The organism is Enterovibrio baiacu (assembly GCF_004120195.1).
In the GTDB taxonomy this organism is placed as follows: domain Bacteria; phylum Pseudomonadota; class Gammaproteobacteria; order Enterobacterales; family Vibrionaceae; genus Enterovibrio; species Enterovibrio baiacui.
In genome coordinates, this window is sequence record NZ_SCHN01000009.1 from 18,373 (window position 1) to 34,562 (window position 16,190).

The 16,190-nt window shown below is 48.6% G+C and carries 13 protein-coding genes; 8 read left to right on the forward strand and 5 right to left on the reverse strand.

What is annotated here, in order from left to right:
* Positions 1-3: 3 nt before the first annotated feature.
* Positions 4-1,449: an ArnT family glycosyltransferase gene (locus EQP46_RS09550; protein WP_129493431.1), complete on the reverse strand. Its 1,446-nt coding sequence runs from the start codon at positions 1,447-1,449 to the stop codon at positions 4-6.
* The gene (locus EQP46_RS09555; protein ID WP_129493432.1) at positions 1,446-2,519 is read right to left on the reverse strand and encodes a glycosyltransferase family 2 protein; all 1,074 of its coding nucleotides are present in this window, start codon (positions 2,517-2,519) and stop codon (positions 1,446-1,448) included. The genes EQP46_RS09550 and EQP46_RS09555 overlap by 4 nt, the downstream gene beginning before the upstream one ends.
* Positions 2,520-2,644: 125 nt before the next feature.
* On the opposite strand from EQP46_RS09555, the gene EQP46_RS09560 reads away from it, so the two are divergent.
* The 4 genes from EQP46_RS09560 (at position 2,645) to EQP46_RS09575 (ending at position 6,840) form a co-directional block, all read left to right on the forward strand.
* A complete protein-coding gene (locus EQP46_RS09560; RefSeq protein ID WP_017010229.1) occupies positions 2,645-3,331 on the forward strand; it encodes a response regulator transcription factor in 687 nt (228 codons plus the stop codon).
* Positions 3,328-4,599 (forward strand): sensor histidine kinase, encoded by a 1,272-nt coding sequence (locus EQP46_RS09565; RefSeq protein WP_129493433.1) that lies wholly within the window; start codon positions 3,328-3,330, stop codon positions 4,597-4,599. The genes EQP46_RS09560 and EQP46_RS09565 overlap by 4 nt, the downstream gene beginning before the upstream one ends.
* A 64-nt stretch (positions 4,600-4,663) precedes the next feature.
* Positions 4,664-5,038, forward strand: coding sequence for a c-type cytochrome (locus EQP46_RS09570; protein WP_017017410.1), 375 nt, complete (start codon positions 4,664-4,666; stop codon positions 5,036-5,038).
* 677 nt (positions 5,039-5,715) lie between these two features.
* On the forward strand, positions 5,716-6,840 hold the full coding sequence (locus EQP46_RS09575) for a DUF3541 domain-containing protein (protein WP_129493434.1): 1,125 nt from the start codon (positions 5,716-5,718) through the stop codon (positions 6,838-6,840).
* Positions 6,841-6,930: 90 nt separating this feature from the next.
* Here the strand turns inward: EQP46_RS09575 and yegD are convergent, their stop codons facing one another.
* Positions 6,931-8,283 carry a molecular chaperone gene (yegD, locus tag EQP46_RS09580; protein ID WP_129493435.1) on the reverse strand — a complete coding sequence of 451 codons (1,353 nt, stop codon included), beginning with the start codon at positions 8,281-8,283 and terminating at the stop codon, positions 6,931-6,933.
* 513 nt (positions 8,284-8,796) lie between these two features.
* Between yegD and EQP46_RS09585 the strand changes: the two genes are divergently transcribed.
* Positions 8,797-9,546 carry an HAD-IA family hydrolase gene (locus EQP46_RS09585; RefSeq protein WP_129493436.1) on the forward strand — a complete coding sequence of 250 codons (750 nt, stop codon included), beginning with the start codon at positions 8,797-8,799 and terminating at the stop codon, positions 9,544-9,546.
* Positions 9,547-9,744: 198 nt separating this feature from the next.
* The gene (locus tag EQP46_RS09590; RefSeq protein ID WP_129493437.1) at positions 9,745-10,281 is read left to right on the forward strand and encodes a DUF924 family protein; all 537 of its coding nucleotides are present in this window, start codon (positions 9,745-9,747) and stop codon (positions 10,279-10,281) included.
* Positions 10,282-10,369: 88 nt separating this feature from the next.
* Here EQP46_RS09590 and EQP46_RS09595 read toward each other — a convergent pair whose 3' ends face one another.
* A complete protein-coding gene (locus EQP46_RS09595; RefSeq protein ID WP_129493438.1) occupies positions 10,370-11,893 on the reverse strand; it encodes an FMN-binding glutamate synthase family protein in 1,524 nt (507 codons plus the stop codon).
* A gap of 289 nt (positions 11,894-12,182) precedes the next feature.
* Here EQP46_RS09595 and EQP46_RS09600 point away from each other — a divergent pair, with 289 nt between their 5' ends.
* Entirely contained in the window at positions 12,183-12,437 is a 255-nt protein-coding gene (locus EQP46_RS09600) for a DUF3081 domain-containing protein (protein WP_129493439.1), read from the forward strand.
* A 68-nt stretch (positions 12,438-12,505) separates the two neighbouring features.
* On the opposite strand, the gene EQP46_RS09605 is transcribed toward EQP46_RS09600, so the two are convergent.
* Positions 12,506-13,573: an acyltransferase gene (locus tag EQP46_RS09605; protein WP_129493440.1), complete on the reverse strand. Its 1,068-nt coding sequence runs from the start codon at positions 13,571-13,573 to the stop codon at positions 12,506-12,508.
* 407 nt (positions 13,574-13,980) lie between these two features.
* On the opposite strand from EQP46_RS09605, the gene fusA reads away from it, so the two are divergent.
* On the forward strand, positions 13,981-16,068 hold the full coding sequence (gene fusA / locus EQP46_RS09610) for an elongation factor G (RefSeq protein WP_129493441.1): 2,088 nt from the start codon (positions 13,981-13,983) through the stop codon (positions 16,066-16,068).
* The last annotated feature ends 122 nt before the right edge of the window (positions 16,069-16,190 follow it).

Genomic DNA, 16,190 nt, shown 5'->3' on the forward strand with positions numbered 1-16,190 from the left:
CCGCTATCCGTTGTTCGGCACGCAATACAAAAGAACACGCTTTCTACTTTCCGCCCTCTGCTGGCATTGCGCTAACGACATATCAGTGCTGTCGTCTGAGTGCGCGTGGGCGTGAACAATGAATGCGGGCTGTTCGAGGTCAGTGATAGTGCTTTGCAGATCCGTCGACACGCGTTTCGCTTTTCCATTCGAATAATATTGCGCCGAAAACGGGCGACTCCCAACATAGTAAAGATCGACGAAGCGAGCTTCCGGTTGTTTCTCCCAAAGCGTCAGCAACGCGTTCTCCGCCGTTTTCCCAGCAAGGTTGAAATTTAAGGCGAGCGCAGCAAATAAGATCAGCACGGGCGTGGTTAAACCGGTTAAATACGCGCGAGTGTTGAGCGGGTTTTCTGACTGATACAAAGCAATCAGCAATGCAAAAGCAGGCAGCCCGGGTAAAACGTAGCTGGCGAGAATATTCCCCGCGAAGGTGAACAGCACCAACGGCGACAGCATCCAACACCACAGGTACTGCGCATACGCATTCGTGACACTCTCTTTTCCTTGTAGAAAGCGTTTGACCAGTTGCCAGAAGAACAAAGGCGTCCACGGCAGTGCTGCAATGGCGGCATACAACCAAATTGTGCCGCGCGGTTCGTTGTGCGCGGTGCCATACAAATCGCCTTCCCAGCCAGAAACCACAAAGCGCATGAAGTGCTCACCCACCAAGAAGTAATTCAAAAATCCCGGGGTTTTGAATTCAGCCAGCATGTACCAAGGTAGTGAAATAGCCAACATCAGCATAGTGCCGCTCACCCAAGGGAGCGCGTGCAACACTCGTCGCCAGCGACCATCGAGCACTATCCAACAACAGAGGCTGATACCAATCAATACCAGCGTGAGAGGGCCTTTGGCGAGTATGCCAATCGCGAGGCCAACGAAAAACAGGTAGCCCGCCATTTTGGAATGGTGCTGAAACGCGAGCCAGAAACTCGCCATGCTGAGGGTGATGCCGAGCGCTAATGCAGTGTCGGTCATGACGGCGCCAGAAATGACAATGAACGCAGTGCTTGTCGCCAAAACCGCGACTGACAGCATCGCTTCTTGCACGGACTTCCCAGCGCGAACACAAAACTGATAGGTGATCGTCAAGATAAGCATGCCCACAAAAAGATGCGGTACCCGAACGGCAAACTCATTATTGCCAAACAAACCGATTCCTCCCGCACTTAGCCATGCAAATAAGGGCGGTTTTCCCCAGAAGGGCACATCGTAGTCGAACATGGGGGTGATCCAGTTTTGGGTTTCGAACATGATGCGCGCCATTTCGCCATACCGTGCTTCTGTCGTGTCCATGAGGGAGTACATCGGCAAAGTGATAAGGCGAATACCTAATGAAATGATCAGCGTGCTAAGGGCGAGTTGGGTCAACGATAGGCGTGAAACGAAGTGTCTTAAACGGTTCATGGTGTAGGGATCTCAGAAACAGCGGAAGTGGATGCTTTGGCAGTGTTTGAAGCCGATGCAGGTGTGACCGTTGAGGCGTTAAAAGATGACGTTGCTGCTGCCTTGGTGAATTGGGAATCCACCAAAAAGAGTGGGCGTTGTTTGGCTTCAATAAACAAACGGCCGAGGTATTCACCTAGCAAGCCAATGGAAAGCAACTGGACGCTGCCGAGTGTCAGTACGGTGAGCATCAGGCTGGGATAACCAGCAACAAGATCGCCCCATATGAGGGTTTTGAGTACGACGACCACGGCGATGCAAAGGGCACTGATCCCCGTGATTAGTCCCGCATAAGTGGCGAGTCGAAGCGGCTTGGTGCTGAAAGAGGTAATGCCTTCCGCGGCGAGATTAAACAGCTGCGCGGTATTCCATTTGGTGGTGCCCGCGAAGCGAGCATCGCGGTCAAATTGAAGCACCGTACGTTGAAAACCAGGCCACGCAAACAAGCCTTTCATAAAACGCGTGCGCTCGGGCAGGGCGTTGATGGTGTCCACAACGCGCCTATCTAACAACCGGAAATCCCCAACGTTTTCAGGAATAGGCACGTCACTCAGTCGGTTCAACAGGGCATAGAACATACGCGCGGTGAATCGCTTGAATGCACTTTCGCCTAAGCGAGCTTTACGCTGCATATCCACAACGTCGTAGCCTGATTGCCAAGCTTCAATCATCTCGGGGATAAGCTCTGGCGGGTCTTGAAGGTCGGCATCCAACAATATGACAGCATTGCCTCGGGTGGCTTTTAACCCCGCAGACATTGCCGCTTCTTTACCAAAGTTCCGGCTGAGCCGAATCAGGGTGACATCATGGTGCGCGGCATCAAGTGCACTGGCAATGTTTGCACTGTCGTCCTTACTGCCATCGTCCACATAGATGATTTCACAGCGGGCGTTGAGTGTGTCGAGCACAGACAAAATGCGCTGATGACACGCTGCAAGAACAGCTTGTTCGTTAAAAAATGGCACCACCACAGAAAGGTACGGTGGGGTATGAGAAGTTGGCTGAGCTGGGAAATATCGGATCACGGTCAAAATGGGCCCTCCTACGTCAGTGAGTGCCACATTACGAGGAGAGAAGTGAAAGAAAGGTCGTTCACTTTTTTTTTATGTTTTCTGTGCAAGAATAAAGAGGAATTCCACTGTCAGGTTTAGTGAAAATGAAAATATTACTCGTTGAAGATCATGCAGATATTGCGGGTGTTATCTTCGATTACTTCGAATTGCTTGGTCACACCATGGACCATGCATTATCCGGTACTCAGGCCCTAAATCTGGTGGAAGATAATCATTATGACGTGGTCATTCTGGATGTCATGTTACCCAAAATGGACGGCATGACGGTGTGCAAAAAACTGCGTGAAAATGGCGTAGACACACCCGTGCTTATGCTCACAGCTATGGGAGAGCGAGAAGACATTCTCTCCGGCTTTGATCATGGCGCAGATGATTACTTGGTTAAGCCTTTTGATTTGAAGATCCTGGAAGCGCGCGTGTTGGCGTTAAATCGACGCCGCACGGGGCAAGTGTCTGTCCGTGAACTGGTCTTTGGTGAACTTCGTCTGTCGCTGACGTCTCACGTTGCTGTGCGCCGCGAGTGCCAATTCACCCTGAACCCATCACTGTTTACTGTGCTCAAACTGTTAATGGCACGCGCACCACAGGTTGTTACGAAAGAAGAGCTCATCACTGCACTGTGGGGGGATGATGAACCTGAGGGTAATGTGTTACGCAGCCACGTCTACCAACTCAGAAACCTCATTGATAAGCCGTTTGAGTATGGGTATATCCGCACCGTTCCGAAGATTGGGTATCAATTGGTCGATAAACCGAGTGGCGAAGCATGAGCAAGATTAAATCCGCGAAACAACTGACGTTTACCTATTTTTCGATCGTGGCGTTTGCCATTATTACTATCCATTTTTCCGTGTTGGAAAGCACGGTAGAAAACCTCGAACACTTTACGGCGCAGTATCGTTTGGAGTCGTTGGCTAACAGCTTAAATGAAGCCGATATCAACAGTGATATTGTGGTGCTCGACAATTTTTCGACCGCCTACATCGGCTATGGTGCGTTGCCCGATTCGCTCGAAATCAGTAAACAACTTGCGCTGAACAGTGCCGTAGAAATCTACAAAGCAGGGAGAGTTGATCAAGAAACGGATTACTTCGTGATGAAAACCACGGTCATGGTCAACGGCGAAATGCTGGATGCATACATCGTTAATAACGATCCGATATTCGAGTTAAGTGAAGAGAAAACACTAAAATCGCAAGCCAATCAGCTGCTCTTGTCCTTTGGGTTACTGATTTTGAGTTTGCTGGTGGTACTGAAAATTGCCTCTCGGTTAACCAAGCCCTATTCGTCGCTCGCTAACCAGTTGAGTGCGAAAACTGAAGGCGATTTATCGCCGCTTTCCTTACCGAAAACAGGTAAAACGGTCGAGCTTGTGACGCTGACGGAGAGCATCAATACCTATCAATCTCAAATCGCTGACATGTTAGAAAGAGAACGCGCGTTTAACCGTTTTGCGAGCCACGAATTACGCACCCCACTCATGGTACTGCGCGGCAGTTTATCCCTACTTGAACACTCAAATGATCCCCAATTTGTTGACAAGCAACGTGTGCGAATGACAGCGGCGGTAGAATCCATGCAAGACTACGTGGAAACCCTGCTGTCGCTGACGCGTGAAAAAGAAGAGACAGTGACACCGTGGCAATTAGACCGTGCCGAAATCGACACCTTACTTTCCCATTTTCAGCTGTTGTTGGAAGAGAAAAACATTGAGGTGTTGGTCAATGTTGAACATGCGCCGTGCTTGCGTGTGTCTCACAAGGCTGTTGGCATTTTAGTGGGGAACCTGATTAAGAATGCCTTCGTTTACACAGAGCAGGGGCAAATCACCATTCATATCTCTTCAAACGCCATCGTGATTCAGGACACGGGGGTTGGCCTAGAGAACAACAGTAAGGTAAATCAAGGGTACGGCTTAGGATTGGTGATTGCACAAGACATCGCACGAAAATATGGCTGGCAAATCGACTTAAAAGAGAATGACGCGGTGGGTTGCACCGCGAGCGTAACAGGGTTAGAAAACGAAGGGGTAAGGTAACGCGTTGACATTTTTTTCACTTGTCGTTTGGTTTACTAAACCTATCGATGAGGAGAGACGTATCATGAAAAAATTGTTAGGGATTACGCTGGGTGTTTTAGGGTTAGGGGTGATTGGCTTCATCGCGTTGGTTGCATATGAAAACACGATCTACGGCGAAAGTGATGTAGCAAACGGCAAGCAAAAATATGTTCAAAACTGCCTTGTTTGCCACGGTGAGAGAGGGCAAGGCGATGGTTTAATCGCTGCAACACTGCCAAAAACGCCCGTGAATTTGCACAAGAAATTTGGCCGTTTGAACCCGGTGAAATCTGGGATAATCGGTGCAGTTCTAGATGGTCGTGATGGCGGAATGCCTGCGTTCGAAGGCGTGCTTACCAAAAACGACGTGAACGACATTATGGCGTATGTGTTGGTGCAAAACGGTGAGACAGATTAGTGCGCAATTTAAGCAATTAGACCTGCGCCGCACAAACTGAAGTGCCTGTCGATTCTGCTTTCTGGCTGTGTCATAAATAATGTATCGCTCAATAGCACATTCCTCTTCACTCCGTGTTTATTGGGCTCTTGGTTTCAATCAGCTATCCACTGCCTTTTAAGCTGATACATTCACAAGTGACATCTCATTTGTGGTCAACCTTCGTCGAGCTTGACGAGCACCCACCAACACCGCATTGGTGTTTAGTGACTGGCACACAGTCACTGGTGGGTGCGTTTTTTCCTCGATTTACACCGTCTTTTAAATTCGCCCCTTTATTTATCGGTCTCTAACCTCTCGCTAGCCCGCATTCCTCTGCCGATTTACACCGTAAATTTTTTCTATCATCTGCGCGAATTCGTTGATGAGACACCTTGGTTGTCAGTCGTGGGCTATACCCAAACGAGTTGAAGATGGCGGATTCAACTCGCCCGCAGGGAGGCCCTCACTGCGCCCACTTCTTCGTTAGATGCCTCGGAAATGGGGTGACTATTCCTAGCGAAATTCGCCGCGAATTGAACGCACTGATGGCCTCTGGATACGAGCATCTTCAGGTCGTTTGGGTATGTAACCTTGCAAACAGTTGTTCGTCTCTTAACACAACCGGGCTAAGGTGAGGGCAAATAGAATGGGGTGTAATGATGAAAAAATGGCGTGTGTTACTGACAAGTGCTGTGGTGATGACGGCACTAACGGCGTGTTCGTTGACTCCCCAAGATCAAACTGACAGCGGTGTATCCGCGTCAGTTGTGCAGATGGCTGAAATCAACGATGCACGACAGATCCGTGACATTTATGATCGGCAGTTAGGCGAATTGTCACCGTATCAACTTGGGCATTACGGGCTGCGCATGTATCGCCAGACTCAAGATAACTATTACAAAGGCGCAGTTTGGACGGACATGGCGCGGGTGGCGAGCCGTCTTAACGGGTATGCCGCCGACATCAACAGCAAAGCGGATGTTGAACGATTAGGTAAGGTGCGTCTCTCCCATTATGAATCGGGGGATTCTGAACGCGATGCGCTACGTCAACAAGCGGGCACTGGGCGTGAAGCGTATTTGGTGCTTGGTGCTGGGCTGATAAGCAGCATGGCGCGCGCCAATGAATATGGCTTGGCACACATTGAAGACGAGAAACTTCGTGAGGTGCTTGGTTGGTATGACTTTCGCGTTTACGTCACCAATCCTGAAATGATCCGCGCGTGGGCAGCGCAGTTGGCGAACCAAGTGTATTGGCTGAAACAGCTTGGCGAGGAAGATCTGACGAAAACGTTCGAATCAGCATTTCGCGAAACCTATCCCGACAGCGAAGATGCACAGCTCTCCACGCAGCAATTCAACAATAAATTGTATGGTATGACGCACATCATTCTCGCGGCATCAGAATATTACCGTGTGCCCGTCGCGGAATCTGATTACGCATGGATCTATACCTATTACCGCAAGAATATAGAGACGATTTTGGCGCGCTCAAAACCCGACGTGGTGGCTGAAATTGGCATCAGTTTCCTGTTGGCTGGGCTTGATGATGATCCTGTCGTCGAACGTGCACAAGCTTACGTGAGAAATGCCATTTCAGAGCAGGCAGGCATTGTGCCTTCAGTGTCGGGTAGCGTCGATCTCGCCAAGGGTGAGCATCGCAATGTGTTGGCGATTATGCTGCTTGATTGGCAAGGTGCGAATGCGGTGCCGATGGCAGGACAGAAAAATGGCATTGTTTCATCTGTGCCATGGGGGTTGGTGCCGAAAGCGAAGCCCTAGAGGAAAAATCGAAACCCATAAAAAAGAGAAGCAGGAAACCCTGCTTCTCTTTTTTATATACGGAAATCAGCGTGTACCGATTAGCGGCTGTTAGCGAAAGCAGTGTGCTGCATAACGCGCCAAACCTGATGTGACAGAACCAAAATAGTCTCCCGCCACAATGGGAACACCGGGAAGGGTGTTTTCCAGCAGTGCGCGAAGAATGGGGGAGCGTGCGCTGCCGCCTGTCATGAAGATCGCATCCGGTTTGGTATCTGCTTGGGCAATGGCATCTTGCACGAGCTCAGCGATGCGCATCACTGGGTTACTGATGGCTTCTGCCAATTGGTCAGATTGAATCGAAATCGTCAGTGCCTCATTGCTCAGTGGTAGCGAATGCTGGGTGCTGGTTTGCTCTGATAAGGCAATTTTGGCTTCTTCCGCGCAACGAACAATTTGGTATCCCAAGGTTTCTTGTTGCACTTTAAGTAAGCGCTGAATTTTCTCAGGCTCACTGGCATCACGAATCAACTGTTCTAACACGCGGCGGTTAGCCGATGTGTAAAATTCAGATTGCGCCGCCACATTGTTGATCGCAATAGGGTTCCAGAATTGCGTCACTGGCATGGCAATGCCGCGTTGTAAGGTGCTGCCTTTACCAAACAATGGCATCAGTTGTTCAAAAGCGAGGTGGATATCAAGGTCATTACCACCAATTCGGCATCCTGAATGCGCGAGCAACGATGCACGACGATCGTCCAATTGGCGCCAGCTTGGACCCATCTGGATTAAGCTGCAGTCAGTCGTACCGCCACCGATATCGACCACAAGCACGGTTTTATCTTCGGCCAGGGCGCTTTCGTACTCCAAGCCAGCAGCAACAGGTTCGAACTGGAACACTGTGTCTTTAAAGCCTGCACGTTTTGCTGCTGCAGTCAGAATCGATTCTGCTTGTTGGTTTGCACGTTCACCGCCAATGCCTTGGAAGTTCACAGGGCGACCAATAACTGCGCGTTCTATGTCTTGTTGTAAGCTCGCTTCAGCTTGCTGTTTGATGTTGGCCATCATGGCGCACACCAGATCCTCGAAGAAGCTGACCTGCACATCACGTAAACCCGTTGCACCAAGGAAAGACTTGGGCGATTTGACGTAGTAGACCTCTTCAGGGTCTTCGAGGTAGGTTTCGAGTGCTGAGCGGCCAAAGCGCAAGTCACCAGGCTCAACATCAATGCCTTCTTCTCGGTTAAATGCGACGGCGCGACGCAACAGTTGCTCGCCCGTGGTATCCGCCGGTTTAATGTCAAAATGACGCCACAGATACTCGCTAACCGCCTCACGCGTGGGCGCGCAAAGCGTCGATGGAATGAAAGGGCTATCGCCTTCTAGGGGCAATAAGCGTGGCGCTTCGTTTTCTATCACGGCGACAGAACAGTTAGCCGTTCCGTAATCAAAACCGATAAACATCAAAAACTCTCCAGCGTCAAAAAGGTCGGACAGTTTACGCGATTACGTCGACAAGACAAGGCGATAAACAGTGCGTTCATTTTTCAGTGTATGCGTTGAAATGAACGGCGTGATGTTGATGAGACCTTGGTCTGCAATTGAATGACATGAATCACACACTCACTTACTTTTACGTGTTCAATTTTTGCCGAGGGAAACTTTTTTCAAGTTTTTAATGCCATGAAAAATAAACGTAATTTACCGAATGGCTGCGGGCGAAAGGCAAAGATCAACGAGATAAAAGACGTGCTGTAATGTTCGAGAATTTGCTTTTATCTGTACTCTGCTAAATTTGAAAGACGACAGGTTTCTCTCCGATTGCCGCCTTCGATTTCGCAATCAACCGCCGTCGTTTACCGGTCTAGAAACGCATTCTTGAATAAACGTTTTCCCATTACTGGCTGGTGCAAATCCCCCTTACTAACCCTAAATATGCGTGGGTCCGTGACCCTGTAAACGCGAGTTGGAGAGACAATGTTGGCAGTTGATGGTGTGAAAGCGGTGTGTTTCGAGTTGGACGGCACATTGGTCGATACCGCGGCAGATATTCGTTATGCCGCAGAGGAAATGCTGAAAGACATCGGGCTTCCTTGTTTGAATGCGGAACACGTCAGCGATTGGATGGGGGATGGCACTGACAAGCTCATTCATCGTATTTTATCGCGACAAATCGATGGCTCTGTGCCTGATCCTATCTTTCGTTTGGGCAGCGCTTTTTTTCTCAAAGCCTATCAGCGCCGCCAATATGCAACAGCCAAACTTTACGAGGGTGTTGACACGCTACTGCGCCAACTTACGCGAAAGAAAATCCCACTGGTGTTGGTGACCAATCAATCGACCTTTCACGCGAACGAGATCCTGACGGTGTTGGGTATCCGCAATCATTTTTCATCAGTATTAGGCCGTGATGCGTTGCAAGATCCCAAACCTTCTCCTGATGGTTTGTTGGAAGCGGCGCTGCTGTTGGGGATCAAGCCCGAGCAATTGCTCATGGTGGGTGGCAGCGTGAACGATGTAAATGCAGCGCGTGCCGTTGGGTGTAAGGTGGCTTGTGTGAGCTATGGCTACAACTATGGCGTCGATATTCGTTTTTCTGCCCCCGACTGTGTGGTGACGTCCATCTCGGACATTGCGACATACTTCGAAAACAATAAAAGCAAAGCGAGTGTAAAGCGCACCCAACATACCGCCCGCACGTCACAATCTGTCAACGAGAAGAGATAAACGTCTTTTTTGTTGTTCATTTTGCCCTCTTTATCCTTATAAAGATGAAAAGCACTTAACCGAGTTCGTTAAGTGCTTTTGTTTGTCCTATAGTGCGAACGGGCAACACACTGAGTAATCACTCTGAACTACAACACACAACAATGACGATTGCTCAGGTCGTGTATTGAATGATTATTAGTACTAGGGAGGGTACGCATGTATCGCAAAGTATTGACGTTTTGGTTTGAGGAATTGACGCCAAACGACTGGTTCTCGAAAAGTGATGAGCTAGACAAGCAGATTGAGGCGCGCTTTGGTGGTCTGCTCGAACAGGCGTCACGTGCAGAGCTATTTGATTGGCGAAGCTCAGCCAAAGGTCGCTTGGCAGAAATACTGGTATTGGATCAGTTTTCTCGAAATATATATCGAGATACACCAAAAGCATTTGCGCAAGATCCTCTGGCTTTAGCGTTGGCGCAAGAAGCAATCAACCTAGGCATTGAAAGAGAACTGAGTGAAATAGAACGTACTTTTATGTACATGCCATACATGCACAGTGAATCCCAGAAAGTGCACAAAGACGCGATGCAGCTTTTCAATAGCCTTGAAGATAAACAGTCTTATGAATATGAGATTAAGCACAAAGAAATTATCGATCGCTTTGGTCGGTATCCGCACCGCAATGCCATTTTAGGCAGAGAATGTACGGAAGAAGAGACCACGTTTTTGACGCAACCCGGCTCTGGTTTCTGATTGCCGTCAAATTGGATGTGATAGTTCGTTAAAGAATCAGCAGCAAAAGAGGCGCACAGTGCGCCTCTTTTTTTATGTTGTTCGGGGACTACTCTGCTCGCTGTTGGAATTCAGGCTTAGGTGTCACCGGTGGGTGAATCACGTCCAGTGAATCCGGCAAGCCATGATCGTTGATCATCTGAGCGTGCATACGGCGTAGTTGGCGAGGTTCAGCAACGCCGCAGGAATGGGCGATCACGCCGACTTCGTACATCAAGTTCTTCGCATAGTGCGCCACGCGCTCGGCTTTGTCTGAAACGACCAAACCGTGTTGTAACTTAGGATCGTGCGTGGTGATGCCCGTCGGGCAGGTGTTTTTGTTGCACTGCAGGGCTTGGATACAACCTAATGAGAACATAAAACCACGCGCCGAGGTGATGAAATCAGCACCAATACACATCGCCCATGCTACTTCCGCAGGGTTTATCAGCTTGCCTGACACAATCACTTTAACCCGAGATTTCAAACCATAAGATTCCAATATATCCACGACCATGGGCAAGCTACGCTTGATGGGCAGACCCATGAAGTCCATGAGTGACTGAGGTGCTGCGCCTGTGCCGCCGTCAGCAGAATCGATGGTAATGAAATCCGGTGCGGAATCTATCCCGCGCTGGTGGATTTCTTCCATCAGGGTTTCCAACCAACCATAAGCGCCAATCACGGCCTTAAATCCTACAGGTTTGCCCGTTACCTTGCGGACGCGAGCGATCATGTCGAGTAAATCGCCTACGCTGCGGATCTCTGTATGTCCGTTCGGGCTGATGGAATCTTCGCCCTCTGGGATGCCACGAATGGCAGCGATTTCAGCGTTCACTTTGTTCCCAGGCAAGATCCCGCCTTTGCCCGGTTTTGCCCCTTGGCTCATTTTTATTTCGAACATGCGAACCTGTTCGTGAGCGGCAATGGCTTGGAGCTTTTCATCGCTCAAGTTGCCTTGCTCGTCACGTACACCGTATTTCGCCGTACCAATTTGGAAAATGATGTCAGCACCACCTTCAAGGTGATAAGGCGACAAACCGCCTTCGCCTGTGTTCATCCAAACGCCCGCTTTCTTTGCACCTTTAGATAAAGACAACACTGCGGGTACGCTGAGCGCCCCAAAGCTCATGCCTGAGATGTTAAAGAAGCTAGAGGTGGTAAACGGCGTTGTTGCGACACCCTCGCCGAACGTCACGGCGCTGGCTGGCACTGCATCTTCTGAAAGCGTTGGGAAAGGGCAGTTTAGGAATATCACATCTCCCGGTTGGTTTAGCGGTCGGGTTGACCCAAAGGCGACGGTACTATCCACGTTTTTTGCAGCACGGTAAACCCAACTGCGTTGCGCTCGGTTAAACGGCAGTTCGTCGCGGTCTAATGCAAAAAAGTACTGGCGGAAAAATTCTCCCATGTGTTCGAACCAGTAACGAAAGCGACCGACAACAGGGTAGTTTCGTCGAATAGCTTGTTGCGTCTGAGTGACGTCACGAATGTAGATATAGATGATAGATAATACCGCGCAACCGATGAGAAAGACGAAAAGCGCAGCGCTGAACTCGAGTAGTCTGGTTGCCCAGCTGGTAACAACGTCCATTTAGTTTCCTTCCATTTATAGTGTTTTCAATGCTCACGAATCAATAGACCGCCTCTTCGAGGCTATACTTTCTTCGTCATTGAGAGGGCTCGTTATTGGCACTCATCGGCTCGTTATTACTTGTCTGTGGGAAATGTCTTTGTGGTGAGAACGGTCTGGTAGATTGATGGGTCAACTCATCAAGAAATACAAAGGGTTGATCGCCTTAGTGCCTTGAGCAGTATCAGAGAACAGCAGTCATAAAGAATAAGCGGCATGACGCGCTTTGCAGTGTAACGGGGAGTGAACAATGAAAAATGACTTAAATCCGGCGAGACTACTGGAAGCGTTTGAAGTCGTTATGGCAAAGGGTGAGAAGACTGAGCTTGGTAAAATCTATGAAGGCATCGAAGCGATGACAGATTATGACGGCTACAACGTTTACCTTCGGGGAAATGGGGTAGAGCTTCACATTGGCTTTCACAATACCTATGACTTGAAATACGACCAAGCCCACCAACGAGACAGCTTCCTAAAGAAAATAGATGCGTTGCTGAACGCCTGAGTAAATCTAGTTCGCTGACAAGCGTATATTGATGAGAAAAAGCCCTGACGTGTCAGGGCTTTTTCTTGTTACGCTGCTGCGTGTTTGTTTGCTTCTTGCGGTTTGGGTTTGTTCATGTCCACCAAGAAACGTGTGAATCGTGTCTTTTCGAGTGCGATGACCAATCCAAATGAAAGAAGCAGTGTTAGCGGTGCCAGTAAAGCATCGCGGACAATGCCTTCAATGGCATAAGCACCAAACACGTTAAACAATATGAGCATCACAACAAAGTGAGCCACATACACCCCTAAGACGCGTTGGCTCAAGGCAAAGGTCAGTGGCGTGTTTGCCCAGTTCGGATGATTCAGCAATAACATAAACAAACCAATGGCCATAATAGGTGTGCCAATCAGGAAGTCGTGATTGGCCATCCAAACATCATATCGAGCAAGGTTAAAACCTTCAGCAAGGCAAAGCCCCATGCCGCCAATCAGCATCGCCCATGCAGTGCTCGTTGAAAACTGAATGTTTCTGCGGCGCAATTCAGCACCTGCGACCACCATGAGCAGACTGAAAAATGGGCCATTGCGACTAAAGATAGGTGTTTCGCCTTCCAATATCGGTTGATAGCTGCCTGCACCAAGCCCCCACACATAGAGCCCAAGCGCGAGAGGCACCATCAAGGCTTCTTGTCGTTTACTGATCAGCAGTGCCATTATCCCAAGTGCGCAAAGTAACCCAGGAATATACCAAAGGTGGACGAGTCCTCCTTCAAACAGCGTGTTGAGCGGTGTCTTCAACAAGAAGTTCCAGTAGCCAGATCGTTCCGCGAGATACCCTTGTGACATGACAACGTCAAATCTAAACGGCAGCAGTAGATAGATGACACTCCATGCTAACCAAATGAGCGAAAGGGGCTTTGCATAGTGGAGAAAGGTCTCTTTAGGGTGTTGAGAGAGTTTAGGTTGAACAAAGTAGCCTGTAAGTAAAAAGAAAAAAGGCACCGCAAATCGGCAGATTTGGTTGATGACATCTGAAAGTGTATTGATGGATTCGTTATACATTTCACCGCGTAGTGGACCCGTATGGATAACAACGACGGCAAAGATGGCGAGAACACGGCCCATCTCGAGAGATGATAATCGAGAAGACGACATGAAAGCTCCTAGCTAAAGCAGTAACACAAAAAAACGTGGTGTTAAGAAGTGCGTTGAATATAAAGAAAATCCATTTGGATTCTGAGGTGGGTTTCTCGAATTTGCGAAAAGGTGTGAGTTTCGTCCTGAAAGTGACATTGTGTTGCGTGAAAAAGCATCAGTTTATGTGGTGCAAAAATAAATCATCACGATTCATTATTCGGTTCTACCCTTATTTTTGCTCGTTAGAATCTCAACTACGAGCAAAAACGGGTAGAAAATGGCTCGCATCTGTTCATAAATGTGCCAAGAAATGCGTCGTTGAACACTTATCGTATATCGCTGTGTTCTACATGTTTCTTTACACGCCAACGCCTGCTATAATCGCCGCCCTTATATAAGCCAGTAATTGTTTATAGAGACGAACAATGACAGATCTAAGTAAATACAGAAACATTGGTATTTTCGCGCACGTTGATGCGGGTAAAACCACTACTACCGAGCGTATCCTTAAGCTTACCGGTCAAATCCACAAAACTGGTGAGGTTCACGATGGTGAATCTACTACCGACTTCATGGAACAGGAAGCTGAGCGTGGTATTACTATCCAGTCTGCAGCAGTAAGCTGTTTCTGGAAAGGCTACCGTTTTAACGTTATCGATACTCCGGGACACGTTGACTTCACCGTTGAAGTTTACCGTTCACTGAAAGTACTCGATGGTGGTATCGGTGTTTTCTGTGGTTCTGGTGGTGTTGAGCCTCAGTCAGAAACTAACTGGCGTTACGCGAATGACTCAGAAGTAGCTCGAGTTATTTTCGTAAACAAACTAGACCGTATGGGTGCTGACTTCTTCAGTGTTGTTGACCAAGTTAAGAAAGTACTTGGCGCGACTCCACTGGTTATGACTCTGCCTATCGGCCGCGAAGACGATTTCGTGGGCGTTGTAGACGTTCTAGAGCGTAAAGCATACGTTTGGGATGACTCTGGTCTTCCAGAAAACTACGAAATTCAAGATGTTCCTGCGGACATGGTTGACGACGTAGAAGCATACCGCGAAGAGATGATCGAAACTGCTGTTGAGCAAGACGATGATCTAATGATGGCTTACATGGACGGCGAAGAGCCTTCTATCGAAGAAATCAAGCGTTGTATCCGTGCGGGTACTCGTACTTGTACTTTCTTCCCAACGTTCTGTGGTTCTGCATTCAAAAACAAAGGTATGCAGCTTGTACTAGACGCAGTTGTAGATTACCTGCCGTCTCCTACAGAAGTTGACCCACAACCGTTGACTGACAAAGAAACTGGTGAAGCTACTGGTGAAGTTGCGACTGTATCTGCAGACGAACCACTACGTGCTCTTGCGTTCAAAATCATGGACGACCGTTTCGGTGCTCTAACCTTCATCCGCATCTACTCTGGTGTAATGAAGAAGGGTGACACCATCCTTAACTCAGCAACAGGTAAAACTGAGCGTATCGGCCGTATGGTTGAGATGCAAGCTGACGAGCGTAACGAACTGACTACTGCACAAGCGGGTGACATCATCGCTGTTGTAGGTATGAAGAACGTTCAAACTGGTCACACTCTTTGTGATGTTAAGCACGAGTGTACGCTTGAGCCAATGATCTTCCCTACTCCAGTAATCTCTATCGCTGTTGCTCCTAAGGACAAAGGCGGTTCTGAGAAAATGGGTATCGCGATCGGTAAAATGGTTGCAGAAGATCCAACGTTCCAAGTTGAAACTGATGAAGAAACTGGCGAAACCATCCTTAAAGGTATGGGCGAACTTCACCTAGACATCAAAGTAGACATCCTGAAGCGTACTTACGGCGTAGACCTAATCGTTGGTCAACCTCAGGTTGCTTACCGTGAAACTATCACTCAACAAGTTGAAGATAGCTACACGCACAAGAAACAGTCTGGTGGTTCTGGTCAGTTCGGTAAGATCGACTACCGCATGAAACCAGGTGAGCCAAACTCTGGCTTTACCTTCAAGTCTGTGGTTGTTGGTGGTAACGTTCCTAAGGAATTCTGGCCTGCAATCGAGAAAGGCTTCAAAGGCATGATGGATACCGGTGTTCTTGCTGGCTTCCCTGTTCTTGACGTTGAAATCGAGCTGTTCGACGGTGGCTTCCACGCAGTCGATTCATCTGCAGTAGCATTTGAAATCGCAGCACGTGGCGCATTCCGTCAATCTATGCCTAAAGCGGGCGCGCAACTTCTTGAGCCAATCATGAACGTTGACGTGTTCACTCCAGACGATCACGTTGGTGACGTTATCGGTGACCTTAACCGTCGTCGTGGCATGATCAAAGACCAGCAAGCTGGTGCTACTGGCGTTCGTATCAAGGGTGACGTACCACTTTCAGAAATGTTTGGTTACATCGGTACCCTACGTACAATGACTTCTGGTCGTGGTCAGTTCTCTATGGAGTTCTCACACTACGCACCATGTCCAGCGAACGTTGCTGAGAAAGTAATCGCTGATCAAAAAGAGAAAAACGCTAAGAAGTAATTCTTAACGACTCTTTTTAGATGCTAAAAGCCCCGCATGCGAAAGCCTGCGGGGCTTTTTTATTTCTATACCAAGAATGTTTCTAACGGTCAGTCGAACATACGATTTTCTCGCTTCTCGCT

What these genes read in the sequence shown, in the direction of transcription:
- EQP46_RS09605 (WP_129493440.1), bottom strand. Translation starts at nt 13,573, where the DNA reads ATGTCGTCTTCTCGATTATCATCTCTCGAGATGGGCCGTGTTCTCGCC.
- EQP46_RS09570 (WP_017017410.1), top strand. Translation starts at nt 4,664, where the DNA reads ATGAAAAAATTGTTAGGGATTACGCTGGGTGTTTTAGGGTTAGGGGTG.
- EQP46_RS09560 (WP_017010229.1), top strand. Translation starts at nt 2,645, where the DNA reads ATGAAAATATTACTCGTTGAAGATCATGCAGATATTGCGGGTGTTATC.
- EQP46_RS09590 (WP_129493437.1), top strand. Translation starts at nt 9,745, where the DNA reads ATGTATCGCAAAGTATTGACGTTTTGGTTTGAGGAATTGACGCCAAAC.
- EQP46_RS09595 (WP_129493438.1), bottom strand. Translation starts at nt 11,893, where the DNA reads ATGGACGTTGTTACCAGCTGGGCAACCAGACTACTCGAGTTCAGCGCT.
- EQP46_RS09585 (WP_129493436.1), top strand. Translation starts at nt 8,797, where the DNA reads ATGTTGGCAGTTGATGGTGTGAAAGCGGTGTGTTTCGAGTTGGACGGC.
- fusA (WP_129493441.1), top strand. Translation starts at nt 13,981, where the DNA reads ATGACAGATCTAAGTAAATACAGAAACATTGGTATTTTCGCGCACGTT.
- EQP46_RS09565 (WP_129493433.1), top strand. Translation starts at nt 3,328, where the DNA reads ATGAGCAAGATTAAATCCGCGAAACAACTGACGTTTACCTATTTTTCG.
- EQP46_RS09550 (WP_129493431.1), bottom strand. Translation starts at nt 1,449, where the DNA reads ATGAACCGTTTAAGACACTTCGTTTCACGCCTATCGTTGACCCAACTC.
- EQP46_RS09575 (WP_129493434.1), top strand. Translation starts at nt 5,716, where the DNA reads ATGATGAAAAAATGGCGTGTGTTACTGACAAGTGCTGTGGTGATGACG.
- EQP46_RS09600 (WP_129493439.1), top strand. Translation starts at nt 12,183, where the DNA reads ATGAAAAATGACTTAAATCCGGCGAGACTACTGGAAGCGTTTGAAGTC.
- yegD (WP_129493435.1), bottom strand. Translation starts at nt 8,283, where the DNA reads ATGTTTATCGGTTTTGATTACGGAACGGCTAACTGTTCTGTCGCCGTG.